At 63.0% G+C, this 22,363-nt stretch carries 21 protein-coding genes; 11 read left to right on the forward strand and 10 right to left on the reverse strand.

Going from position 1 to position 22,363, the window contains the following annotated elements; genetic code table 11:
* Positions 1 to 12: 12 nt before the first annotated feature.
* From AC1RKI_RS21370 to AC1RKI_RS21380, 3 genes are all read right to left on the reverse strand, one after another.
* Positions 13 to 1,344: an MFS transporter gene (locus tag AC1RKI_RS21370; protein ID WP_061957954.1), complete on the reverse strand. Its 1,332-nt coding sequence runs from the start codon at positions 1,342 to 1,344 to the stop codon at positions 13 to 15.
* A 74-nt stretch (positions 1,345 to 1,418) separates the two neighbouring features.
* Complete coding sequence (locus AC1RKI_RS21375; protein WP_492797009.1) at positions 1,419 to 2,168, reverse strand: SDR family NAD(P)-dependent oxidoreductase; 750 nt, start codon at positions 2,166 to 2,168, stop codon at positions 1,419 to 1,421.
* Between the two features lie 140 nt (positions 2,169 to 2,308).
* Positions 2,309 to 3,208, reverse strand: a complete 900-nt coding sequence (locus tag AC1RKI_RS21380) for a LysR substrate-binding domain-containing protein (protein WP_061957952.1) — start codon at positions 3,206 to 3,208, stop codon at positions 2,309 to 2,311.
* A 322-nt stretch (positions 3,209 to 3,530) separates the two neighbouring features.
* On the opposite strand from AC1RKI_RS21380, the gene AC1RKI_RS21385 reads away from it, so the two are divergent.
* From AC1RKI_RS21385 to AC1RKI_RS21400, 4 genes are all read left to right on the forward strand, one after another.
* Positions 3,531 to 4,412: an NmrA family NAD(P)-binding protein gene (locus AC1RKI_RS21385; protein ID WP_061957984.1), complete on the forward strand. Its 882-nt coding sequence runs from the start codon at positions 3,531 to 3,533 to the stop codon at positions 4,410 to 4,412.
* Complete coding sequence (locus tag AC1RKI_RS21390; RefSeq protein ID WP_492797012.1) at positions 4,409 to 4,816, forward strand: hypothetical protein; 408 nt, start codon at positions 4,409 to 4,411, stop codon at positions 4,814 to 4,816. The genes AC1RKI_RS21385 and AC1RKI_RS21390 overlap by 4 nt, the downstream gene beginning before the upstream one ends.
* A 67-nt stretch (positions 4,817 to 4,883) precedes the next feature.
* Positions 4,884 to 5,597, forward strand: a complete 714-nt coding sequence (locus AC1RKI_RS21395; protein ID WP_061957951.1) for an SDR family NAD(P)-dependent oxidoreductase — start codon at positions 4,884 to 4,886, stop codon at positions 5,595 to 5,597.
* Positions 5,598 to 5,739: 142 nt separating this feature from the next.
* Positions 5,740 to 6,201: a MarR family winged helix-turn-helix transcriptional regulator gene (locus tag AC1RKI_RS21400; RefSeq protein ID WP_061957950.1), complete on the forward strand. Its 462-nt coding sequence runs from the start codon at positions 5,740 to 5,742 to the stop codon at positions 6,199 to 6,201.
* Between the two features lie 67 nt (positions 6,202 to 6,268).
* Here the strand turns inward: AC1RKI_RS21400 and AC1RKI_RS21405 are convergent, their stop codons facing one another.
* Positions 6,269 to 6,955, reverse strand: coding sequence for a hypothetical protein (locus AC1RKI_RS21405; protein ID WP_492797014.1), 687 nt, complete (start codon positions 6,953 to 6,955; stop codon positions 6,269 to 6,271).
* A gap of 152 nt (positions 6,956 to 7,107) precedes the next feature.
* Positions 7,108 to 8,277 carry an acyl-CoA dehydrogenase family protein gene (locus AC1RKI_RS21410; protein WP_492797204.1) on the reverse strand — a complete coding sequence of 390 codons (1,170 nt, stop codon included), beginning with the start codon at positions 8,275 to 8,277 and terminating at the stop codon, positions 7,108 to 7,110.
* A gap of 92 nt (positions 8,278 to 8,369) precedes the next feature.
* Between AC1RKI_RS21410 and AC1RKI_RS21415 the strand changes: the two genes are divergently transcribed.
* Entirely contained in the window at positions 8,370 to 9,269 is a 900-nt protein-coding gene (locus tag AC1RKI_RS21415; RefSeq protein WP_244788279.1) for a LysR family transcriptional regulator, read from the forward strand.
* A gap of 134 nt (positions 9,270 to 9,403) precedes the next feature.
* Positions 9,404 to 10,960, forward strand: a complete 1,557-nt coding sequence (locus AC1RKI_RS21420) for an acyl-CoA synthetase (RefSeq protein ID WP_492797017.1) — start codon at positions 9,404 to 9,406, stop codon at positions 10,958 to 10,960.
* A gap of 71 nt (positions 10,961 to 11,031) precedes the next feature.
* Here AC1RKI_RS21420 and AC1RKI_RS21425 read toward each other — a convergent pair whose 3' ends face one another.
* From AC1RKI_RS21425 to AC1RKI_RS21435, 3 genes are read right to left on the reverse strand one after another with little or no spacing between them, the layout of a single operon-like run.
* On the reverse strand, positions 11,032 to 12,285 hold the full coding sequence (locus AC1RKI_RS21425) for a serine hydrolase domain-containing protein (RefSeq protein WP_341248757.1): 1,254 nt from the start codon (positions 12,283 to 12,285) through the stop codon (positions 11,032 to 11,034).
* Between the two features lie 5 nt (positions 12,286 to 12,290).
* Positions 12,291 to 13,307 (reverse strand): Bug family tripartite tricarboxylate transporter substrate binding protein, encoded by a 1,017-nt coding sequence (locus AC1RKI_RS21430; RefSeq protein WP_492797019.1) that lies wholly within the window; start codon positions 13,305 to 13,307, stop codon positions 12,291 to 12,293.
* 31 nt (positions 13,308 to 13,338) lie between these two features.
* Entirely contained in the window at positions 13,339 to 14,397 is a 1,059-nt protein-coding gene (locus tag AC1RKI_RS21435; protein ID WP_492797021.1) for a porin, read from the reverse strand.
* A gap of 204 nt (positions 14,398 to 14,601) precedes the next feature.
* On the opposite strand from AC1RKI_RS21435, the gene AC1RKI_RS21440 reads away from it, so the two are divergent.
* The 5 genes from AC1RKI_RS21440 (at position 14,602) to AC1RKI_RS21460 (ending at position 19,512) form a co-directional block, all read left to right on the forward strand.
* Positions 14,602 to 15,246, forward strand: coding sequence for a GbsR/MarR family transcriptional regulator (locus AC1RKI_RS21440; protein WP_492797023.1), 645 nt, complete (start codon positions 14,602 to 14,604; stop codon positions 15,244 to 15,246).
* Between the two features lie 3 nt (positions 15,247 to 15,249).
* Positions 15,250 to 16,626, forward strand: a complete 1,377-nt coding sequence (locus AC1RKI_RS21445; protein ID WP_061957942.1) for a cytochrome ubiquinol oxidase subunit I — start codon at positions 15,250 to 15,252, stop codon at positions 16,624 to 16,626.
* A complete protein-coding gene (locus AC1RKI_RS21450) occupies positions 16,623 to 17,660 on the forward strand; it encodes a cytochrome d ubiquinol oxidase subunit II (protein WP_492797027.1) in 1,038 nt (345 codons plus the stop codon). Before AC1RKI_RS21445 ends, AC1RKI_RS21450 begins: the two co-directional genes overlap by 4 nt.
* Before the next feature lie 145 nt (positions 17,661 to 17,805).
* Complete coding sequence (locus AC1RKI_RS21455) at positions 17,806 to 18,399, forward strand: tetratricopeptide repeat protein (protein WP_492797029.1); 594 nt, start codon at positions 17,806 to 17,808, stop codon at positions 18,397 to 18,399.
* 231 nt (positions 18,400 to 18,630) lie between these two features.
* Complete coding sequence (locus AC1RKI_RS21460; protein WP_285846983.1) at positions 18,631 to 19,512, forward strand: oxygenase MpaB family protein; 882 nt, start codon at positions 18,631 to 18,633, stop codon at positions 19,510 to 19,512.
* A 76-nt stretch (positions 19,513 to 19,588) separates the two neighbouring features.
* Here AC1RKI_RS21460 and AC1RKI_RS21465 read toward each other — a convergent pair whose 3' ends face one another.
* Complete coding sequence (locus tag AC1RKI_RS21465; RefSeq protein WP_492797031.1) at positions 19,589 to 21,139, reverse strand: MDR family MFS transporter; 1,551 nt, start codon at positions 21,137 to 21,139, stop codon at positions 19,589 to 19,591.
* A gap of 269 nt (positions 21,140 to 21,408) precedes the next feature.
* On the reverse strand, positions 21,409 to 22,317 hold the full coding sequence (locus AC1RKI_RS21470) for a LysR family transcriptional regulator (protein WP_492797033.1): 909 nt from the start codon (positions 22,315 to 22,317) through the stop codon (positions 21,409 to 21,411).
* Positions 22,318 to 22,363 lie beyond the last annotated feature (46 nt).

Below are 22,363 nucleotides of genomic sequence, written 5' to 3' on the forward strand. Positions count from 1 at the left end.
ATGGTGGCTGGCTTAGCGATTCACAGCTTTCGCCGGTACCAGGAATACGAGCAGCGCGCCGAATACGACCGTCGCCGAGATAAAGATCAGGCCCGCAGTTGACTTGCCAGTGAAGTCGTTGAGCCAGCCCACGATGGCGGGTGAGAAAAAGCCCGCGAGGTTCGCCACGCAATTCACCGCGGCGATACCGGCTGCTGCGGACATACCGCCCAGCACGGCGGTGGGAAGCGCCCAGAACTGCGAAGACGAAGTCATGATTCCCGCAGCGGCAATGCAGAGGCAAATGATGGCTGCGGTGACACTGCCGAGCATTGGCAGCGTGGCGAAGCCAATCGCCGCCACCAGCATCGGGATTGCCAGGTGAAGACGGCGCTCCCGCCGACGGTCGGCCGACAGGCCAATCAGCGGCAGCGCAACGATGGCGCACAGATACGGTACGGCGGTGAGGATGCCAACCCACAGCGGATCCGCAACACCAGTCTTCCGGATGATGGTCGGGAGCCAGAACGTCAAACCATACTGGCCCAGCACCACGCAGAAGTAGATCGCTGCCATCAACCAGAGCCGTCGATCCGCCATAAAGGCACGAATCGAAATGTGCTGTACCTTCATTGCATTGTCGCCCTCGACATTGCGTTGAAGCAGCGCCTTTTCTTGGACCGTAAGCCACTTGGCGCCCTGAATGCCATTGTCGAGATAAAACAGAATGGCAATGCCGAGAACCAGCGATGGAAATGCCTCGATCAGGAATAACCACTTCCAACCCGCCAGATCATGCGCACCATGGAAGGCATGCATGATCCATCCCGACAGCGGACCGCCAACGATGCCGGCCAAAGGGATCGCCATGAAGAACATCGAGAGCGCTTTGGCGCGCCGCTCCGAGGGAAACCAGTACGTAAGGTAGAGGATGACCCCAGGCGCAAAGCCAGCCTCAGCAACACCGAGCAAGAAACGTAGTACATAAAACTGCGTTGGCGTGCTGACGAACGCGAAGCCTGCGGAGATGGCGGCCCACGTCAACATAATGCGTGCCAGCCAGTTGCGTGCGCCAACCTTGTGCAGGATGACGTTGCTCGGTACTTCGAAGATGAAGTAGCCCAGGAAGAAAATGCCGGCGCCGAGACCGTAGATGGTTTCGCTGAACTGTAGATCGTTCAGCATCTGTAGCTTGGCAAAGCCCACATTGACGCGATCGAGGTACGCTCCCAGGTAGCACAGCATCAGGAACGGAATCAGCCGACGCATCACCTTGCCATAGGTCCGAGACTCGAACGTGGCTTCGTCGGCGCGTGTTGTCACCACGCCGGCCCCGAGGGGCGACGCTGCATATTTGGTCTTCATGGAATGTCTCCTGCCGGTGCCCCGAGTGGTCCCGGGTGCTTTGACATGGTGGGGAGGCGGCCCTCGGGCCGCTATCAGTGAATCAGCATGCCGCCGTTCACATCCAGCGTGATGCCAGTGAGATATGTGGATAGATCGCTTACCAGGAACAGGCAAGCGTTGGCTACGTCGGCGGCATCGCCTAGCCGTCCAAGCGGAATACCCTTAATAATGTCGGCGCGCATTTCGGGAGTCAGCTTGTCGCCGGTGATGTCGGTTTGAATCAGACCAGGCGTGACCGAGTTCACGCGAATGCGATCGCCGCCAAATTCGCGGGCCATGGCTTTAGCCAGCCCGAGAACGCCGGCTTTCGCGGCGCTATAGTGTGGGCCGCCAAAGATGCCACCGCCGCGTTGCGCGGAAACCGATGACATGCAGACAATGCTCCCGCCCTTCTGCTCCTTCATTTGCGGCAGTACCGCCTGCGACATGTAAAGCGTGCCGCGGAGGTTCACGTCGACAACCGCATCGAAATTGGCGGCACCGATATCAAGTGTGCGGATAGGCTGCGTAATGCCGGCATTGTTGATAAGCGCGTCAATGCGGCCATAGCGTGCGATGGTGGCCTGCACGGCGGCGTCGCATGAAGCCTTGTCCGTGACATCGCAGCGCAGTCCCAAATGAACCTCACCCAGTTCGGCGGCCGCCGCCTGAGCGGCGTCGAGCTGCAGGTCAAGGATGACGACCTTTGCGCCTTGTTTCGCCAGCGCCCGGGCAGTCGCTTTGCCGATACCACGAGGCGAAGCTGCGCCCGTGACGATAACTACTTTGTTCTCGACCAGCATCTCATGTCTCCTTGCTTATGCGTGGTGTGTTGATGGGTCGAGTTTTGTCTCTGAAGCGCTTCCAATCAATGCATTCGATTTCAACTATTGCTGAGAAATTTTCAGTTATCGAGGGTTGTCCAGATGAGGGAAAACCCTCACTAGTCAGCGCCCTCCTGGCGCCGGTTGACCTCCCGATCAAGCCAGGTCAGGAAGCGCTGAATCCGTGGCAAGTCGGCATTTTGGGCTGGATAGACCACGTGATGGCTAACAACTTCCACTGCGTATTGCTCTTCGAACACGGGAACCAACGTCCCCTTTTGAAGCATCACCGACGCCAGCAGTGAGCTCTCAAGCGCAACGCCAAGACCCAGCGCAGCCGTTTCAAGTGACATGTACGAACGGTCGAAGGCGAAGTCGAAGTTCTTATGCATCGCGGGCACGCCGAACCGCGCAAACCACTGCTCCCACCGAATCAGGGGAGTTTCGGAGTTGATCAGCCGGCGTTGCACGAGGTCGGCGGGCTTTTGCACCGGATTCTTTCTCAGGTACTCGGGCGAGGCGAGCGGAAGAATCCGTTCATGGCGAAGCGTTTTGACCTCGAGGTCTCGCCAGTGCGCGTGGCCGTGCCGTACATCCACGTCATAGAAACCAGCGGTGAACGACACATCCTCATAGGAGCACGACAAGTTGATCTGTATATCGCCGTTGTCAGCCTGAAAAGACTCCAATCGCGGAAGCAACCACATCAGTCCGAAACTTGGGCTGGTGTGAACGCGCAGGATGTCGATGGCTGCAGGTGTGGAAGCGCGCTCGGTTGCCCTATTGAGTTCTGCGAGAGCTCCGGTGATGTCCCGCAAATACTGCTCGCCCACCGGCGTGAGTACCAGACCTCGGCCTTGGCGAAAGAACAGCGGCTGGCCAATAGCGTCCTCCAGATTGGCCAGTTGATGGCTGACCGCTGAAGCAGTCAAACCCAATTCTTCTGCTGCCTTACTGACGCTTCGGTTGCGCGAAACGCTCTCAAAGGCAACGATGCTCTTCATTGGCGGGATGCGCATTGAGTTCCTTAGTAACGAGCTCTTCGGCCATTATCGCGCATCCATGCGTCCATCTTGGAAGGGGCGCCGGCGAGGTCAACCGCTCTGCGCCAGTGACTGATAGACGTCGCGTAGGCGCCGTTGACATCGCCCGACTGAACGCCGGCGGTGGCGCCAGCGTGCACCGCCCCAGCTAACAGTTCGCCACCCCGGGACGGGCAAAACCCTCTTGGGAGTGCCATCCGCACAGGCCCCACCAGGCGATTCTTGACATTACGTGCATATGCTCCTATTCTTGCCTCAATAGAGCATATGCTCTCATTTCAAAAAACGGAGCGAAACAATGAACCAACCTGACATTCTTGTAAGCGGCGCAACCGGACGCACTGGAGGCGCAGCCATCGACGAACTGCTCGCGCTCGGCAGACGCGTGCGGGCCTACGTCCGCACGGACGACGATCGCGCTGCCGCCTTGAGGCAGCGTGGAGTGGATATCGCTGTTGGCGATTTCACAAGTATTGACGCGATCCGCGCGGCGATGGAGGGCATCCGTTCGGCGTATTTCCTTCATCCGATCTCGCCAGGGATCATCAGCGCTGCCGCCTACTTCGCGCAGGCTGCGAAGGAAGCGGGCGTCGCGGCGATCGTCAACATGTCACAGATTTCTGCGCGCCGGGAGTCGGCAAGCCACGCCGCTCAGGATCACTGGATTTCCGAGCGTGTTTTCGATTGGTCGGGCGTTCCGACTACGCACCTGCGTCCCACTTTTTTCGCCGATTGGCTGGTCTACCCGCATTTTGCGAAGGAGATCTGGGCCAAGAAAAGAATTGAGTTCCCGTTTGGCCACGGCAGTCATGCGCCGATTGCTAGTGACGATCAGGGCCGAGTGATCGCCCATGTGCTGGCAGCGCCTGAGGCCCACGCAGGAAAAACCTACACGCTCCATGGCCCCGTCGAGATGGACCACACGGAAATCGCAGCAGCGATGAGCGAAGTACTTGGCGCTCGCATCGAATACACACCGACTTCGATCGAAGAGTTTCAGTACAAGATGGAGAACCTCTACAAATTCCCGCCGTTCCTCACCCAGCATTTGGTGGAAGTGGCGCAAAACTACCAAGAAGGAATTTTCTCCGGCACCAACGACGTTGTTGCGAGGATCACCGGTAAGCCACCGCTCTCGGTCCAACAGTACGTTGCACAGAATCGCGCTGTTTTTGCATGAACGTTGTCCTGCAACGATTGGAGATGAACGTGTCCGATTCACGGAATGAACGTCACCCATTTCTGGATGATTTGACGGCAGACGCGGAGCTAGCAAGTTCCGTGTTGCGTGATCGCGTTGTAGGACGCGATGACATCAGGCTCCTGATCAATGCTGTTGGAGCTCTCTACGGCTCCCAGACGCCAACGTTCCTTGAAACCAGCGACGTGCGGCTGGTGCTCGAATACGAGGCTGTTCTGACAAGCGGTGAAAAGCTGAGCGCAACCGTCATTGCCGACCGAAATGCCGATGGATCGGTGCCACGAGTCAGCGTACGAATGTCCCCGCTCGGTGCTGTCCTAAGCATCGCTACCCATCTGCGGGAAATGTTCTCGGAGCAATTTCCAGAAGAGATTTTTCTTTGATACCACGGGCGCGTTGGGGGCCAAGATATTCGCCTCCGATGGCTCGCACCAATCAAAAGGAGTTGTCATGGAAGTGAAAAACGCAACTGTCTTCATCACCGGCGCCAGCCGTGGCCTTGGCTTGGAGTTCGCTCGCGAGGCGGTTCGTCGCGGGGCGAAGAAAGTTTACGCTGGCATGCGCAACATCACCGGATTCAATGAGCCAGGTATCTCGCCGATCCAGATTGACGTCACAGATAGAGCATCGATCGCCGCAGCAGCGAAAGTCGCCGCCGACACCACGCTTCTGATCAACAACGCCGGCATTGCCGCGCTGATAGAAGGGCCTCTTGCTGTCGACACAGAAACCCAGTCCCAGCAGATGTTCGACACTAACTACTATGGCGTCGTGCGTGTCTCCCAAGCCTTCGAAGGGGTACTAACAACCAAATCACATGCGGCCATCATCAACGTCCTTTCCGACATTGTGTGGCTGCCGCGCCCCTATCTGACGCCGTATGCCGCGTCAAAGGCAGCGGCGTGGAGCTTCACGAACCAGCTTCGCTTTCACCTGAAAGAGCGTAACATCCACGTGCTCGGCCTTCACGTCGGCTTCGTCGATACAGACTTGACCAAGGGCATTGATGTACCCAAGGCGAGTCCGAATGATGTTGTTCGAAAGACCTACGACGCTCTAGCCGCCGGCAAGAGCGAAGTCATGGCTGACAAAGGCACTGCAGTCCTGAAGAGCACCCTCGCGGCCGAAGTGCCTGGGTATATCGTACCGCCGGACGGCGTGTAGACCGTCCCATGACGATTGCCGTGTGCACGCGTATCGTCCGTCGGCCGAGCCGAGTATCCGAGTGCCCCGGAGCCCGGCTCGGTGCAAGCTGCATCTAAACTGAATGCATGACTAGCCCAAATAGATAAGGAGTGGAACCGCGATGTCGGTGTTTGACCAGCCGCTTGGAATCGATCAGTGCAATTGCTTCGCCGCCAGGAAGGCAAGCAGGCAGATCTCGCGACTCTACGATAGCCATCTCGAACCGGTGGGTCTGCGCATTACACAATTTCTGACGCTTGCGGCACTGGACGAGGTGGGAAGTGCCCCGGTCAACGCGCTGGCCGAGAGGCTCGATATTGAGCGGACGGCGATGGGAAAGATGGTTGGCTTTCTCGAACGCGATGGCTTCGTGAAAATCAAGCCGTCGCCAACTGACGGCCGAATCCGACTGATCGAACTCACCAAAGACGGGCGACGGCTGCACGAACGAGCAGCCCCGCTCTGGCGAGCCGCACAACGCGAGTTCGAGGAACTAAACGGCGTAGAAAATGCGACCGCACTGCGTGAAGGGCTAAAAGCAATGGTCGTAGGCGATGTAAAGGAACACGCGGCCGGCGATTAAAATACGCGGGCAAGTAGTGGATACCGCCATGGCGTAACGTCATCCGCCATGTCAGCCAGGAAATGAATCAGTGCTGGCCCGCGGCTTTCGGACGAGCGCAGCAGCGCTTGGCATCGATGGGACGGTTGCGGCAGGCAGCCAACCCTGGCGTGCTCTTGCATAGCAGGCTGTTGACGGGCCACGCATACGTGAACTGCTGCTCGATCATGCAAAGCTGCGCGCCAGCGATGTCGTTGAGCAGCATCGAATCGGTCGGCTCGATGACGGTGTTGTAGCCGCACGCCATCATCGCGTGCTTGACGCCTTCGACATCGGTCCCTGGGCGAGTCCAGTACGTATAGGCGGGCGGCCGCGCTGGCCGGCTTGCCAGCCGCGCCGGATCGAAATCGGGATCGGTTCCAAAGGTCTTGCCGCGCGGCACCCGGGCGCAGGCCGTCCGCTCCGGAAAGTCGGCGCAGGCAATGCGCCGCCCTTTGTACAAGAAGCCGTTGTCGATCATGCACAGTTCGGCGCCGGCATAGTCATTGCCGGTCATGTTGACGCCATCATTGCTCGTAGCGCTGGCAAAGCCGCAATCGCGCATGGCGGCGCGTACGCCATCCTCAGTCACTCCCTTCTTTTCCCACATCGTGTACGCCGGCGGGTTCGGTTGAAAAGGCCGCCCGGTGCACGCGCCCAGCGCAAACAACGCGGCGGCCAGCGCGGCTGTTCGCATTGGCTTCACGACGCATTGCGTCAGGTTGGCTCCAGGCATGGTGTCGACTATCGGTCTCGGATGCGGAATTCTAAGCGATGGCCACTTGCCATCCGTTCGCGCCAATATGTGCCGCACTTTTCTCGGCCAGAAACGGTCATTTCCGTTCAGCGCCGCGAATGAGGTCTGGAATCGTGATGCTTAGCCCCCGCTCATGCGCCACGCCCTTGCATGATCTCCTTGGCGATCGTGTTGCGCTGGATTTCGCTGGTGCCGGTCACGATCCGATAAAGCCGGAGGCGTCGGAAGATGAACTCGACCGGATGGTTCTTCGTGACCCCCACGTTGCCGTGAATCTGCACAGCCTTGTCGGCAATCTGGAAACAGGCTTCGGAGACGAATAGCTTGCACATCGACGCTTCCATGCGGACATCGATGCCTGCGTCGGCCTTGCGTGCGGCGGCCAACACCATGCTTTCGCAAGCGAACAGGCTGGAGGCCATGTCGGCAAGCATGTGCTGAATCGCCTGAAAGCGGATGATCGCCCCGCCGAACTGGCGGCGCGTGTTGGCGTAGGCAATGGACAGGCGCAGCGCCTGGCGGGCCAATCCAATCATGGTCGGGCAGTGGAGCAGTCGATTCAGGCTGATGCGGTTCATCGCCAGCCGGAAGCCGTTGCCTTCTCCGCCGATGCAGTTGCGGCGCGGTACGCGGACGTGATCCAGGATGATGTCGGCATCCACGTACTGTCCCGTGATGGGCACGCAGGCGGTATCGAGCGTAACGCCCGGACTATCGAGATCGATGAAGATAGCGGAAATGCCTTCATTGCCTTTGTCGGGATCCGTCACGCACATGGTGAGGGCGTAGTCCGCGAATACCGAGGCAGTGATGAAGTGCTTTCGGCCCGTGACGATGTAATCGTCGCCGTCGACGACTGCGCGTGTCTGGATGCTCGCGGCGTCCGACCCCGAATTCGGTTCCGTCATGGCAAAGCAGGCGCCACGCTCGCCGGCGATCACGGGGTCGATAAAGCGCTTCCGCTGGTAAGGCGTGGCAAACCGGACGAGATTGCCCACGCGCGAAGGTCCGCCCCAGTCTCCCAGCACATGCGGAAACAGGACGGCCCCCGATGCGGCCACATCATCCTTGAGCTGGCACATTGCCTCCACAGAAAGGCCCTGGCCGCCTAATTCGACGGGCAACTGGGCTCCGTAAAGCCCCAGCTCCCGGCTGCGCCGCCAGATGGAACGGATCAGTTCGCGCGAGATCCGGTCTTCGTAACCGATGTTCTGCTCCCGCTCCCATGGAAGCAATTCGTCCTCCAGGTAGCGATGCAGCACGGCACGCAGCTCGCCAGGGTTGGCAGCAAGTTCTGGCATTTTTGACTCCTCTTCCGATCCTGACAGTGTTGACCGGGCAGCATTCCTCCCCCATGATCGGAACGTCAGTTTCGATAACGCGGCGGAATCAGATGAGGCTTGAGGATCTGAATTATTTTCTGGAAGTGGCACAGGCAGGCCACGTGGGACGCGCTTCGGAGAAGCTCGGCCAGAGTCAACCGGCGCTAACCAAGGGGGTGCAACGCCTGGAGCAGGAACTGGGAATACAGCTCTTCGAACGCAATGCCAAAGGCATGACCCTGACGTCCGCCGGGTCGGTATTCTTTGAACGCGTGCTGCAGGTGAGGTCCTCGCTCGACGATGCCATCAAGGAAGCCAACGACCTGCACCTTGGCAAGATCGGCCTGGTTCGCGTAGGCGTACCCGCTTCGATCCTGAGCATGTTTTTCTCGGAAGCCTGCACCGAACTCATCAAGCAGCGGCCTGCCGCCCATATCCAGATCTCCATCGGCCTCAACGATTCGCTCTACTCGTCGCTCCGCCTCGGCGACCTCGATCTGTGCATCGCGGCCCTGGCGCGCAAAGGCGATCCGGAATTCGAGCAGATCCCGTTGTTCGACGACGAACTCGTGGTGATTGCGCGGGATCGCCATCCGTTGTTGGACCGGCGCTCGCTGAGGCTTGCCGACCTGTGCGACTACTCGTGGCTACTGCCCAATACCAACGTAGTGGCGCGCCGACTGGTTGAGGCGCGCTTCGCCGAGGCTGGCCTGCCTGCCCCAAACGTGGCCGTGGAAACCAACTCGTCAGCGGCGGCCCTTCTGTCCGTCATCCATAGCAGCGATCTGCTGACGGTGCTCGGGCGGCGCACGGTTGCGCAGACGCAGGGGCTGGCCATCCTGGAGATCGCTTCCGCGCGTTGGCAACGGTCCATCGGCGTGCTACGCCGCAAGGACGCCTACCAGTCGCCGCTGGCCGAGCGCCTGATCCAGATCCTGCTGGAACGTTCACAGGTCTATCGCGATACCTGAAGTTGCCACGCACAAACCCGCCTCACCCTGCGCCCTGCCGATTCCGTGGCGTTATCGGCAAAGCGCGCACCGCTATCGGCATGCACTGCGCCACTGCCTAGACTGGTCGCCCCATCCATCCATCGGAAAACATCATGAATCTGGGGCGATTCGTCGCGCGCAGCGCACAGTACTGGCCCGACCGGCCGGCCATTCTCTTTGCCGACCGCCATATCACTTTTGCCGAACTCGACACCCGTTCCAGCCGGCTGGCCAACGCGCTCCTGGGCCTGGGCCTGCAAAAAGGAGACCGCGTAGCCATCCAATCCTGGAATCTGCCGGAGTTGATAGAGCTCGAGGTCGCGCTGTACAAGAGCGGGCTAGTCAAGGTTGCGCTCAACGCGCGGCTCTCCGATGACGAAGTGCTGGAAACACTGCGCAATGCGGAGCCCGCCGTGCTGATCAGCGGTCCGGCCCACGCCGAGCGCCTGCATGCCTTGGCCGATGCCGTGCCGTCCGTGCGCCGCCGTGTGCTGTTTGGTGGCACGGATCCGCGCTTTGTGAGCTATGAACAGATGCTCTCGCAAGCTTCTGATGCCAATCCCGACGTGGAACTGGCCGATGTCGATCTGGCCGTGCTTCACTACACGTCCGGCTCCACCGGCAAGCTCAAAGCAGCCATGCAAACCATGGGCAACCGCATGGCATCGCTGCGCAAGGTGCTGACCGGACGCATGCGCGTCAACCCCGGCGACGTGCTGGCGCTGGCGGGCCCCATTACCCACGCCAGCGGCATGTTCATCCAGCCGTTCCTGTCCCAGGGCGGCACCATCCTGCTGCACGAACGGTTCGATCCCGAAGCCTTCCTCGCGTCAGTGGCGATGCATCGTGTCACGCATACCTTCGTTGTGCCCACGATGATCAACATGCTGCTGGCAGTGCCGGATCGCACGCGATTCGATCTTTCCACGCTGCGCTCGATGACCTACGGTTCCGCTCCGATGGCCCCGGCACGCATCGTCGAGGCCTGGCGCGCGTTCGGGCCGATCCTGTCGCAAGGCTATGGAGCAGGCGAGACGACTGGCGGACTGGTTGCACTGACTATCGACGATCATCGCGAGGCCATCGAGCAAGGCAATCCCGAGCGACTGGCTTCGTGTGGGCGTCCGTTCAGCGAGGCGCGCGTATGCCTGGTTGACGATGCCGGCCAGCAGGTACCGGCCGGCGAGATCGGCGAAATCGTCATCGCGGGCCCGGACGTGTTTGCCGGCTACTGGCGCGAACCCGAACTGACCGCCGCCGCGTTGCGCAACGGCTGGCTCCATACCGGCGACCTTGCGCGCGCCGACGACCGGGGCTACCTGTATATCGTCGACCGCAAGAAGGACATGATCATCTCGGGTGGTTTCAACGTCTATCCCGCGGAGATAGAAACCGTGCTGTATCAACACCCCGCCGTCTTCGAAGCCTGCGTGGTGGGCGTGCCCGACCCGGTTTGGGGCGAAAGTGTCAAGGCGGTAGTGGTACTGCGCGATGGCGTCAGCGCGCAGGCCGACGACCTGATCCAGCACTGCGCCGAACGGCTGGCCGACTTCAAGAAGCCGAGGTCTGTCGACGTGGTGGCCGAGCTGCCGAAGAACGCAAATGGCAAGCTGTCGCGCAAGGCGGTACGGGAACTATTCTGGAAAGACCAGGTTCGGCGCGTAGCCTGAGTCCTCTTGTGGAATCCGCAATGACAAAGACCCCGCGCGAGCGGGGTCTCTTCGTTGGCAGGCGTACGTATTCAGCCCATCAGCGTTTCGGCGATCTCGCGATGCAGGCGCGCATAGGGCACCTCGAACGGATGCGGTGACTGGCCCGGTGCCGCGCCGAAGTGCGCGATCACGACATCGGCCACTGGCGATACATAGAGGCGCTGTCCGTACCGGCCTTGCGCCGAAATACCCTGCAAGCGGTCGTGCGACAGATAGAAGTAGTTGCGATAGGAGCCGCCCGGGTAGGCCGCAGCAAAGCGGCTCTCCGCGAACAGCGCTTTGTCGCCGCCAGCGCGGATATCGGCCAGCACGGCCTCAGGGATGATGCGCCGGCCGTTGAAGAAGCCATTGCCGCGGAGGGTTTCTCCAAAGCGCGCCAGATCGCGCAGCGTCAGGCTCAGGCCGCCGGACGAAAACTCGGCACCCGTCTTGTCGACCGAGTAAAACCCATCGCGTTCGGTCGACATCGGCTGGAACAGGTACGTCGACATCAGGTCAGCGATCGATCTGCCGGTGACCCGTCGCAGCACCCAGGCCAGCGCCTCGGGCTGGCCGTTGTCGTAGTACAGCCGCTCGCCATGCCGCCCGGCAACCGGCTTCTTGAGCACGAAGTCGTAGAAATCGGTCGGGGATTCGGGCCGGCGCGGCAGCAATCCAAGCACTTCGAACACGCCACCGTCCTGGGCACCCAGCGCGGAGGGCCGGTCTCCCAGATCCGGCCGCACGATACCCGCCTGCATGTCCAGCAACTGCTGGAGCGTGGCGCCGCCCATCGCCGTGCCGCACATTTCGGGCACGTAGCTTTCCGCCGTGGCCGTCAGGTCCAGCTTGCCCTCATGCGCGAGGATGCCGGCGACAATGCCCAGGTAGGACTTGCTGATCGACGCGCTGCCGTGCCGCAGATGGGGCGCCATGCCGTGCAGGTAGCGCTCGAACACCACCTTGCCGCGATGGAGCACCATGAAGGCGTCGATCTCCAAAGCGCCGAGCACTTGATTGAGTTCCATCTCCGATCCGTCAGGCCCCGTAACCACCGTCGCACCATCGAGTGCATCGCCCGGCGGCAACGCAGAAGGCGCAGCGTCGCCGCGCCAGATGTCGACGGTCGGCACCGACAGCGAACGATGGATCAGCGACCAGCGCAGCCACGGCAGCTTGAACCAGTTTGTTGGCCCGACGCGTGTTTCCGGGGCTGGCGGAAATCCGGCCATGACCTGCTCTTCGGGCACGGCATCGGTATGGGCCTGCAATGTCGTGACTTGTCCGTTCACTTGTGCGCTCATGTCTCTCAATCTCCAAATACACCCGAACGGCGCACGAGGTCGCCCCACGCGGCAACTTCGCTCTGAAGCTGCTGTTGCAGCTCGGCCGGTGTCAGCGGCTTCCAGCCGGACCACACCTCGTCGCGCTTGCGCGCCCACTCCGGCGTGGCATTGATCTTGTTGATCGACCGGTTCAGCGACGCGACGATGTCCGTCGGCGTGCCGGTCTTGGCCATGAACGCCGTCCAGCCGGTGCGCTCATAACCGTTGAAGCCGAGTTCGCGGAAGGTCGGGACATCGGGCAGATACTGCGAGCGATCGGCGCCGGTGACCGCCAGAATGCGCACCTGATTCTTTGCCAGCAGCGGCCGCAGGTTGAACGTGTCGAGCATGACGTACGAGATCTGCCCACGCAGCATGTCGATCAGCGCCGCGCCGGACGCCTTGTACGGTATGTGGGTGGCGTCGAGCTTGAAGTCGTCGCGGATCTGGAACCCGTACAGGTGCGATACCGATCCATTGCCCAGCGACGCGTAGTTCAGGGTGCCCCGCTGCTGCTTTGCCCAGGCCACCCATTCCTTGAACGTGCGCGCGGGGTTGGACGCCGGCACCGCAAAACCGATCGGCGCCGAGCCGGACAGCGCCACCGGCACGAAGTCCGACAGCGGCTTGTACGCGAGCTTGCGGAAGTACGACGGCGTGATCGTGAACGTGGCGTTGGCCAGCAGGAAGTCATAGCCTTCGGGCGGCGCGAGCAGCACGGACTGGGCAGCAATCTGCCCGGCGGCCCCCGTCTTGTTTTCCACGATCATCGGCGTGTTGCGGTACTCGTGCGCCAGCGATTGCAGGAAGTCGCGCAGCCGCAGGTCCACCGGATCTCCTGCGCCCGAGTACGTGACAAAGCGCACCGTGCGGTCCGGCCACTGTGCCGCCGAGGCGCGCAGGGGCAGCCCCAGGGCGCCAAGGGCGCTCAATCCCAGCAGGCCGCCGCCGGCCCCCGCGATGAAGCGGCGTCGATCCGCCGCGAAGTTCGATTCACTCATGCATGGCCTTCAGTGAGGATGGTTGGTGCGATCAGAAAACGTGCTTGACGCCCAGGCTGACGGAGTACCCTTGGTCACCGCTGCCCTGGTCGATCGGAATGGCGTTGATCGTAACGCTGCCACCTGGCGAGTTACGGATGTAGGCCACGCGGCTATACAGCATGGTCCGGCGCGACAGCGAATGATCCACGCCGAAGGCCACGCCCAGCGGCCGCTCGGTCATGCCGACCACCACGCGCTTGAGCGCCGCGAGCTTGATCGTCCATGCCGGCGTGGCAACCCAGTCCATCGTCAACGCGTAGTAGCGGGCCGCCGCGGTGGACGCGATCTGGCTCGCGCTGTAGCCGAAGAAAGCGCCGAGTTCCACCTTCCTCGCGATGTTGTAGGTCCCGCCCACATAGTGGGTCCGTGTCTGGCCCTGCGGGATGGCTGCCGTCGCCGGCTTGTTGGTGCTGGCCTGGAAGCCATACATCAGGTAGACCGGTCCGCGAAAGTACTGGACGTTCGCGCCGTAGGTGCTGGCCTGCTGCATCTCGCCTGGCACTTCGCCGAACGCATAGGTGGCCGATGCGGTCAGCCCGTTCCAGTCTGGCGTGTTGTAGGTCACGGCGTTATCGACACGCGACGCGTAGGGTACGTAGCCCGTGCCCTGAGCGCTCGACTTGGCGACCAGCGTGAACGGCGACACCGCCGCGTTCAGCGAAAACGGGTCGAGCCGCGCGATGACGTAGAAGGCCGGCGTGTACTGCCGCCCCATGCGCACTTCGCCCCAGTTCCCTTTGAGGCCGACAAAGGCTTGTCGGCCGAATATCGAACCGTTGCCGAAGAACTCGGCGCCCGTATCCATCCGAAAGCCCGCTTCAGCAACGAAGATCGCCTTCAGGTTGCCGCCCAGGTCTTCCACACCGCGCATGCCAAACCGCGAAGCCGCCTGGCGGCCATCTTCGATGCGGGCCACGCTGCTAGACCCATGCGCGTACTCCACCGCCTGGTCCGCCACACCGTACAACGTTACGGATCCCGCATTTGCGGCGCCGGCGCCCAGCGCCAGCCCGCCAATGGCGAGTCGCTTCCTCCATCCTCTTCCCATTCCGCTTCCCCTCTTCTCAGATTTTTGTCGCGGGCCTCAGCGCAAAAGTTAGAGGAAGTTCGAGGGCGGAAGGATAACGGCAGCGCCTTGTCTGATAACGCAGCGGAATCGTAAGGCAGTCCGTCACACTTGAGCCCACGCGGATGCACCTTTCTCTGTTTTGTTTTAAACTTTCACAACTTTCTGAAAATTCAAAACAAGACAATGCAGCTTTCGCCCCTGATCCAGCGCTTTGTCCTCCACTTCGGTGAGATGGGCAGCCGATGGGGGATCAACCGGACGGTTGGTCAGATCTACGCCCTGCTCTTCACCGCGGCGCGTCCGCTGAATGCTGACGAGATTGCCGAATCGCTGGGGTTTTCGCGCTCCAACGTCAGCATCGGGCTCAAGGAACTGGAATCGTGGAATCTGGTGAGGCTTTCGCACCAGCCCGGGGACCGTCGCGAGTATTTCTCCGCGCCTGATGATGTCTGGGCGATTTTCCGCACGCTGGCCGAAGAGCGGCGCCGGCGCGAGATCGATCCCACCCTGTCGATGCTGCGCGAGGTGCAGCTGGAGACGCCCCTGTCTGAGGACGATCGTCACGCGCAGGCGCGCATGAAGGAAATGTACGGTCTGATCCTGTTGGTCACCACATGGTTTGGCGACATGCAGAAGCTCGATGTGGCCACACTGGAAAAACTGATGCGCCTGGGCTCGCGCGTCACCAAGCTGCTGGACGTCAAGGACCGCCTGACCACTGCCATCGGCATGGGCGGCGCGGCCAAGGACAAGGAACGTGGGCGCGCGCCCGCCAAATCCGTCGCCGGCAAATCCCCCGCAAAGTCTGCCCGACCCCGCAAGGAGTAACCCGTGTTTGAAAGTGTCGATCCGGTGATACTGGCGCGCATCCAGTTCGCCGCGAATATCACGTTCCACATCCTGTTTCCGACGATCAGCATTTCGCTGGCGTGGGTGCTGTTGTTCTTCAAGCTGCGCTACAACAAGACCGGTGATGAAAGCTGGATGGACGCGTATCGCGTCTGGGTGAAGATCTTCGCGCTGACGTTTGCACTCGGCGTGGTAAGCGGGATCACCATGAGCTTCCAGTTCGGCACGAACTGGCCCGGCTATATGGAGACCGTCGGCAATATCGCCGGGCCGTTGCTGGCCTATGAAGTACTGACCGCGTTCTTTCTGGAAGCCACGTTCCTCGGCATCATGCTGTTCGGAATGCGCCGCGTCAGCAATCGCGTGCACACCATCGCCACGCTGCTGGTGGCGGGCGGCACCACGCTGTCGGCGTTCTGGATTCTGGCGCTGAACTCGTGGATGCAAACCCCGGCCGGCTTCGAGATGATCGATGGCCGCGCGCACGTTACCAGTTGGCTGGCCGTCATCTTCAATCCGTCGTTCCCGTATCGGCTGGTGCACATGCTGCTGGCCTCTGGCCTGACCGTGGCGTTCCTGGTGGCCGGTATTTCGGCGTATCGCTGGCTACGCAACGACCGCAGCCGCGAAGTCCTCCATTCGCTGCGCACCGGCGTCACGCTGGCCGCAATGTTGATTCCGCTGCAGATCGTCGCTGGCGACCTGCACGGCCTGAATACGCTGCACCATCAGCCGGCCAAGATCGCCGCGATGGAAGGCATCTGGAAAACCGAAAAAGGTGCGCCGGCCGTGCTGTTCGGACTGCCCAACGCCACCACGCGGTCAAACGATTTTGAAATCGCCATCCCCAAGCTCGCCTCGCTGTATCTGACGCACGCCATCGATGGCGAAATCCGCGGTATCGATGCGTTCGGTGACCGCCATCCGCCCGTTGCGCCGCTGTTTTTCGCCTTCCGCATCATGGTGGGCGTGGGACTGCTGATGCTGGCGGTGTCGTGGCTCGGCGCCTGGCAACTGCGCCGCCGGGGCGCGCCGTCGACATGGCTGGCGCGCGCGCTGGTAGCCATGACGTTTTCCGGCTGGATCGCGCTGGTGGCCGGCTGGTATGTCACCGAAATCGGCCGTCAGCCCTATCTGGTCTACGGCGTGCTGACCACCGCGCAGGCGGCCTCCAAGGTGCCCGCCACGATGATCGGCAGCACGCTGGCCATGTATCTGTCGCTGTACCTGCTGCTGATCGTCGCCTATGTCTCGGTGGTGTTCCACCTGGCCCGCAAGGCGGGCATGACCAAACAGATCGACTTGTCACCCGCAGGTTTGCACCCCGCGCATGCCGCGGACACCGGGAGCGCGCAATGAACCCGTCTTTGATTCACGACCTGAGCCAGCCCGCAGGCTGGATGCCGCTGGTGTTCATGGCGCTGATGGCCCTGTCGATGCTGATCTATGTGATCCTCGACGGCTACGATCTTGGCGTGGGCGTACTGCTGCGCCGCGCCGACGACGCCGACAAGGACACCATGATCGCGTCGATCGGCCCGTTCTGGGATGCCAACGAAACCTGGCTGGTGCTTGGCGTGGGGCTGCTGCTGACGGCGTTTCCGCTCGCGCACGGCGTCATCCTGACCAACCTGTATCTGCCGGTGGCGCTGATGCTGGCGGGCCTGATCATCCGCGGCGTCGCGTTCGACTTCCGCGTCAAGGCGCGCGATCCGCACAAGCCGTGGTGGAATTTCGCGTTCTATGCGGGATCGCTGCTGGCCAGTTTCTCGCAGGGTCTGATGCTGGGCCTGTATATCACCGGCTTCCGCTACGATCTGCCCAACCTGCTGTTCGCCGTGGCGGTGGGCCTGTGCCTCGTCGCCGGATACTGTCTGCTGGGCGCCTCGTGGCTGATCATGAAAACCACGGGCAATTTGCAGTTGCGCGCGATCTACTGGGCGCGGCGCAGCCTGTGGCTCACCGCCATCGGCGTGGCCGCGATCTCGGTCGTCACGCCAATGGTCAGCGCGCGCATCTTCGAGAAATGGTTCACGCTGCCCAACATCATCGTGCTGGCGCCGATCCCGTTGCTGACGATGGCGCTGTTTGTGGTGATCGAGCGATTCCTGCGCCGCATGCGCGATCTGCACGCCAGCGGCAACGATCGCTGGTGCTGGGTGCCGTTCGCGGGCACTGCGGTGATCTTCCTGATGGCGTTCAACGGCCTGGCGTACAGCCTGTTCCCCTATCTGGTGGTGGACCGCATCGATATCTGGCAAGCCGCCAGCGCGCCGGAATCGCTGATGGTGATCCTGATCGGCGCGGCCGTCGTGCTGCCCACCATCCTCGGCTACACGGCATACGCGTACCGCGTGTTCTGGGGCAAGGCCACCGACCTGCGCTACGACTAAGCCGACGTCACGACGCCCGGACGCCCGCCGGCCGGCATGGCCGCGCCTGCGGGCGGAAATAGCGGATCTTTGGGCGTCTCTTCCGTGCTTTGGCCGGGCCGGTCATCCTGCAACATGCTCGGGTAACCTGACCTGACGACCCACCATGCCAAAGTCCATCCGAGCCGTCTCCCCCTCCCTGACCGACGCGCAACAGCGCGAGCAGGACATCGCACTCGTGCTGCAGGCCGCCGTCGCGCAGCACAAGGCCGGCGAATATGGCGACGCACAGGCGCTGTACGAGGTCATCCTCAACGCCGCGCCGCAGCAGGCGGACGCCCGATTCGGCCTGGCGATGCTGATGGTGCAGACCGGCAAGCCGGCCGAAGCGCTGCCGCATTTCGAGGCGGCGCTCGACGCCAATCCCGATCACGCCGACTGCTGGGTCCACTACCTGAACGCACTGGATCAGTTGGGCCATTCCTCGGCAGCCTGGATCGCCGCGGGCATCGCGCAGAAGCGTGGCATCGACAGCGAGGCATTCGTGCAGCAACTGGCAAAGCTGGCACCTCCGGTGCAGTTCACCGCCGCCCCCGCGCCGAAACCGCGCGCGCGCCGTGCTCCGCGCAAGACGGCCGCCCCGGCCGCAGACGTGATCGACACGGTTGCCGCCGTCGCCGACGATGCAGCCGCGCCGGCAGCCAAGCCGCGCGCGCGTCGCACCGTGCGCAAGGCTGCGCCTGTCGCGCTGGAAGCCTGATCGTTCACCCCGTCGCCGCGCGGTCCTGCGCGGCGCGGATCCGGAAAGTGCGCAGAGCGTGTCAGGGTGTATGCTGGCGACAGCCAGTAATCGCCCCCAAGAATCTTGTCCGCTTCTCCCAAGTCTCCTCCGGAATCCCCTGCCGAGGCCCCAGCCGGATCCTCGCGCGCAGCCTCCCGTGATGCCTCGCGCGAGCCTGCGCAGCAACCTGCGGCCGGCGTCTCGGGGCCGTTGTTGCAACGGCTGCGCGGCAGCGTCGGTGCGCAAGTGCGCGCCCTCACGCGCAGCAACTCCGGTCTGACGCTCGACTACGACAATCCACCGGGAGACCCCGGCCTGTTTGGGCCCGATGCGGTCTGCTGGCGTGTGCATGCGGATTTTCCGGCGATGCTGGCCGGCGGCGTCAGCGCGCTGCTGTTGCAGGCGCTGCACCCGCGCGCGCTGGCGGGCGTCTGGGATCACTCCACTTTTCGTACCGACATGCAGGGGCGGCTGGGCCGCACTGCGCAGTTCATCGCAGGCACCACTTATGGCAGCCGCGACGACGCGCTCAAGCTGATCGACCGCGTGCGCCGCATCCACGCATCGGTGCGCGGCACCGCGCCCGACGGGCAGCCTTACGCCGCCGACGATCCGGACTTGCTCACCTGGGTGCATGTGGCGGAGGTGTCGAGCTTCATGGCGGGATACCTGCGCTATGTCGGGCCGCTCTCGCTGGCGGAGCAGGACCGCTATTTCGCGGAAGAGGCGCAAGTAGCCGCGCTGCTGGGCGCGCCCGATGTGCCACGTTCACGCGCGGACATCGACCGCTATCTGGCTGCGCAACGGCCGCATCTCGTCAACAGCGAGCGCACGCGCGAAGTGGTGCGCTTGATCATGGCGATGCCGGTGGCCAATCCGCTCCTGGTGCCGGCGGTGCGCACGATGGCCGACGCCGGCGTGGCGCTGCTGCCCCCATGGGCGCGCCAGATGCTGGGGCTGCACCGGCCGTCGCTGCGGCGCTCTCTGGCGCTGGCCGGCATGCAGGGACTGGCGCCAGCGTTGCGCTGGGCGCTCGGACAGGGCCTCGCAGCGCGCGCACGCCGGCGCGCCGGCGCGCGCTCCGCCGCGTGACATGCCCCGCGGCGCACCTCAGCCGTGGCAGTAAATACATAGCGCAGCACCCGTAACGACGGTCCGCCGCGCAGCGCTATTCGACCGCCGCAGCAGCCTTGGCCGCCGCGGCAGGGCTGCCGCGCAACGTTTTTTCCTTCAGCCGGATCACGAAGAACGGCGCGATCAACGATACGCCCGCGCTCATCAGGAACAGCACCCGGAATGCGCGTTCGGCCGCATTGCGCACGGCCACGGCATCGCCCTGATCGCTGACTTCCATGGCGCGCCGGAACATGCTCATCAGCACGTCCTCGCCGCCGCCAGCGCCGCTCACCGCCACGCCGCTATGGCGCAGCAGCGCGATCAGCACGGTGGTCAGCACGGCCACGCCGACCGCGCCGCCCAACATGCGCGAGAACGCGGTCAGCGCAGTGGCGATGCCAACCTGCTGCGGCGGCACGGAATTCTGCGTGGCCACCAGTCCGCTGGGCAGTTGCAGGCCGATCGACAGGCCCAGCACGATCATCACCAGCGCTGCCGGAATCACCGCGTGCGGCGGCGTAAAGGCCAGCGCCACGATGGCGACCGGCGCCACGACGCAGCCGGTCATTTGCAGCGGCTTGTACCGGCCGCTCCACGACATCAAACGTCCCGAGATATAGGCGCCGAACGGAATCGCCAGCGTCAGCGGCACCAGACGCAACGCGGCCGTGTCGGCCTGGGCGCCGCCCACCACCTGGAAGCGCAGCGGCAGCAGCACCGACATCGCGATCAACTGGAAGAAGCACAGGAATAGCGTGAGGCAACAGATGGCCACCGTGGGCACGCCCAGCATCGACAGCGGAATCACCGGATCGCTGGCGCGCCGCTCCTGCCACACAAACAGCGCCAGGCCGATCAGCCCTGCAGCCAGCAGTCCGATCGTCTGCGGCTCCAGCGGCGCATGGCCCTGTCCGAGCCGCGTCAGAAACACCAGCACGCCGGACAGGCCGCCGCCAAACAGCAGCGCGCCAAGGTAGTCGATCTGGTGGCGGCGGCCGCTGACGGGCAGATGCCGCAGCGCGCGCCGCACCACGATCAGCGCCAGCAACGACAGCGGGATGTTGATCCAGAAAATCCAGCGCCACGACAGGAAGTGCGCCAGATAGCCGCCGATCACCGGACCCGCCATGCTGGCCACGGCCCACACGCCGCTGACGTAACCCTGGTACTTGCCACGCTCGCGCAGCGGCACCACGTCGGCAATGGTGGCCTGCGACACCGAGATCAGCCCGCCTCCGCCCAGCCCCTGCAGGATGCGCGCGACGATCAGCATCGGCATCGTGGTGGACAGCGCGCAGGCAATCGACGCCAGCAGGAACAGCACGATCGAGAACGTCAGCACCGAGCGGCGCCCGAGCACGTCGGACAGCTTGCCGTAGATCGGCGTCACCACGGTCGACGCCACCAGGTAGGCGGAAATGACCCACGCCATGTCCTCGAAGCCATTGAGCTGCAGCGCGATGTCGGGCAGCACCACGGCGACGATGGACTGCTCGAGTGCGCCGAGCAGGATCGCCAGCATCAGGCCGAACAGTACCTGCATGACCGGCACATCGGCCGGAGGCGAATCGGGGGGAAGCTTGGAGGCGTGCGCTGCGGACATGGATGGCCTGCGTGGCAGATGACGACCCGCTTGCGGGTGCCCCTGCTCTTTATCGGTTCGAAGAGAGCCGCCATTTTAGGCGAGCGCTGAAAACCGCGCTTGTCCGATTACTTGCTGCACCGCACGAAATGGCGGCGGCGCAACGGATCACGCGGCCCGCGCGCATGGTTTTGGGGATTTGCGGGGAATGCTGGCATGTTTCGCGGCGTTACCAGGAATTTCACGAGAATTCCCGGCGATTAGCGCCGACATCAATGCCACGCCCAAACTCAATCCGACGCACGGCAACAGGCGCGCACCGTGTTGCGCAGCCATCGATGCGCCGGATCGTCATCGCGGCGCGCATGCCAAGCCTGCTGGAACGCAATCGGCAGCAACGCCACAGGCGGCGCAAAAGCGCGCAGCGCCGCTTGCGCGGGCATCGCGGCCACAGTGCGCGCGGCCACGGTCAGAATCAGATCGGTGCCGGCCACCACGTCGAGCGCGGCGCTCCAGTGCGGCAGCACCAGCGCCACGTGGCGCTCCATGCCGGCCGCCGCCAGTTGCTGGTCGATCTCGTTTTGCACGTCGGGCCGCATCGCCACCAGCACATGCGGACGCGCCAGCCATTGCTCGCGCGGCAGGTCTCCGTGCGGTGGCAGCGTCGCGCGATCGGCCACGCTGGTATAGCGATCCTCGAACAGCGTGTCGGCAACGATATCGGCCGGGAGTTGCGGAAACACGCCGATGGCCAGATCGATTTCGCCATCGGCCAGTTGCGCAAGCATTGCCTCGCGGCTGGTCTGCACCACCGACAGGTCGATGCCGGGTGCATCGGCGCGCAAGGTGCGCACCAGCGCCGGCAGCACGATGCGCGCGCCATAGTCGGAAAGCGCCACGCGAAAATTGCGGCGCGCCTGCGCGGGATCGAAGGCGGGCGGGCGCAGCAAACCGTTGAGCTGGCCCAGCGCCGCATCGAGCGCCGGCAGCAACGCGCGTGCGCGCGTGGTGATCTCAAGCGTGCCGCCGCGCCGCACCAGCAATGGATCGTCAAAAATCTCGCGCAGCTGCGCAAGCGCGTGGCTGACCGCGGGCTGGCTTCTGTGCAAGCGCACCGCCGCGCGCGTGACATGCCGTTCGGTCAGCAACGCGTGAAGGGTCAGCAGCAGGTTCAGATCGATACGGCGCAGCTCATCCATGCGGCGAATGTGTCGGGTACGGATTGCGAATTTCCCACGCGGGCAC

The sequence above is a fragment of the Cupriavidus sp. GW822-FHT06G04 genome (genome assembly GCF_058799075.1).

Bases quoted from the DNA above. Each gene is read 5' to 3' on its own strand.
- AC1RKI_RS21380 (WP_061957952.1), bottom strand. From the start codon at position 3,208: ATGCGCATCCCGCCAATGAAGAGCATCGTTGCCTTTGAGAGCGTTTCG.
- AC1RKI_RS21405 (WP_492797014.1), bottom strand. From the start codon at position 6,955: ATGCCTGGAGCCAACCTGACGCAATGCGTCGTGAAGCCAATGCGAACA.
- AC1RKI_RS21395 (WP_061957951.1), top strand. From the start codon at position 4,884: ATGGAAGTGAAAAACGCAACTGTCTTCATCACCGGCGCCAGCCGTGGC.
- AC1RKI_RS21420 (WP_492797017.1), top strand. From the start codon at position 9,404: ATGAATCTGGGGCGATTCGTCGCGCGCAGCGCACAGTACTGGCCCGAC.
- AC1RKI_RS21470 (WP_492797033.1), bottom strand. From the start codon at position 22,317: ATGGATGAGCTGCGCCGTATCGATCTGAACCTGCTGCTGACCCTTCAC.
- AC1RKI_RS21435 (WP_492797021.1), bottom strand. From the start codon at position 14,397: ATGGGAAGAGGATGGAGGAAGCGACTCGCCATTGGCGGGCTGGCGCTG.
- AC1RKI_RS21415 (WP_244788279.1), top strand. From the start codon at position 8,370: ATGAGGCTTGAGGATCTGAATTATTTTCTGGAAGTGGCACAGGCAGGC.
- AC1RKI_RS21385 (WP_061957984.1), top strand. From the start codon at position 3,531: ATGAACCAACCTGACATTCTTGTAAGCGGCGCAACCGGACGCACTGGA.
- AC1RKI_RS21430 (WP_492797019.1), bottom strand. From the start codon at position 13,307: ATGAGTGAATCGAACTTCGCGGCGGATCGACGCCGCTTCATCGCGGGG.
- AC1RKI_RS21410 (WP_492797204.1), bottom strand. From the start codon at position 8,277: ATGCCAGAACTTGCTGCCAACCCTGGCGAGCTGCGTGCCGTGCTGCAT.
- AC1RKI_RS21375 (WP_492797009.1), bottom strand. From the start codon at position 2,168: ATGCTGGTCGAGAACAAAGTAGTTATCGTCACGGGCGCAGCTTCGCCT.
- AC1RKI_RS21455 (WP_492797029.1), top strand. From the start codon at position 17,806: ATGCCAAAGTCCATCCGAGCCGTCTCCCCCTCCCTGACCGACGCGCAA.
- AC1RKI_RS21400 (WP_061957950.1), top strand. From the start codon at position 5,740: ATGTCGGTGTTTGACCAGCCGCTTGGAATCGATCAGTGCAATTGCTTC.
- AC1RKI_RS21440 (WP_492797023.1), top strand. From the start codon at position 14,602: ATGCAGCTTTCGCCCCTGATCCAGCGCTTTGTCCTCCACTTCGGTGAG.
- AC1RKI_RS21465 (WP_492797031.1), bottom strand. From the start codon at position 21,139: ATGTCCGCAGCGCACGCCTCCAAGCTTCCCCCCGATTCGCCTCCGGCC.
- AC1RKI_RS21450 (WP_492797027.1), top strand. From the start codon at position 16,623: ATGAACCCGTCTTTGATTCACGACCTGAGCCAGCCCGCAGGCTGGATG.
- AC1RKI_RS21370 (WP_061957954.1), bottom strand. From the start codon at position 1,344: ATGAAGACCAAATATGCAGCGTCGCCCCTCGGGGCCGGCGTGGTGACA.
- AC1RKI_RS21425 (WP_341248757.1), bottom strand. From the start codon at position 12,285: ATGAGCGCACAAGTGAACGGACAAGTCACGACATTGCAGGCCCATACC.
- AC1RKI_RS21390 (WP_492797012.1), top strand. From the start codon at position 4,409: ATGAACGTTGTCCTGCAACGATTGGAGATGAACGTGTCCGATTCACGG.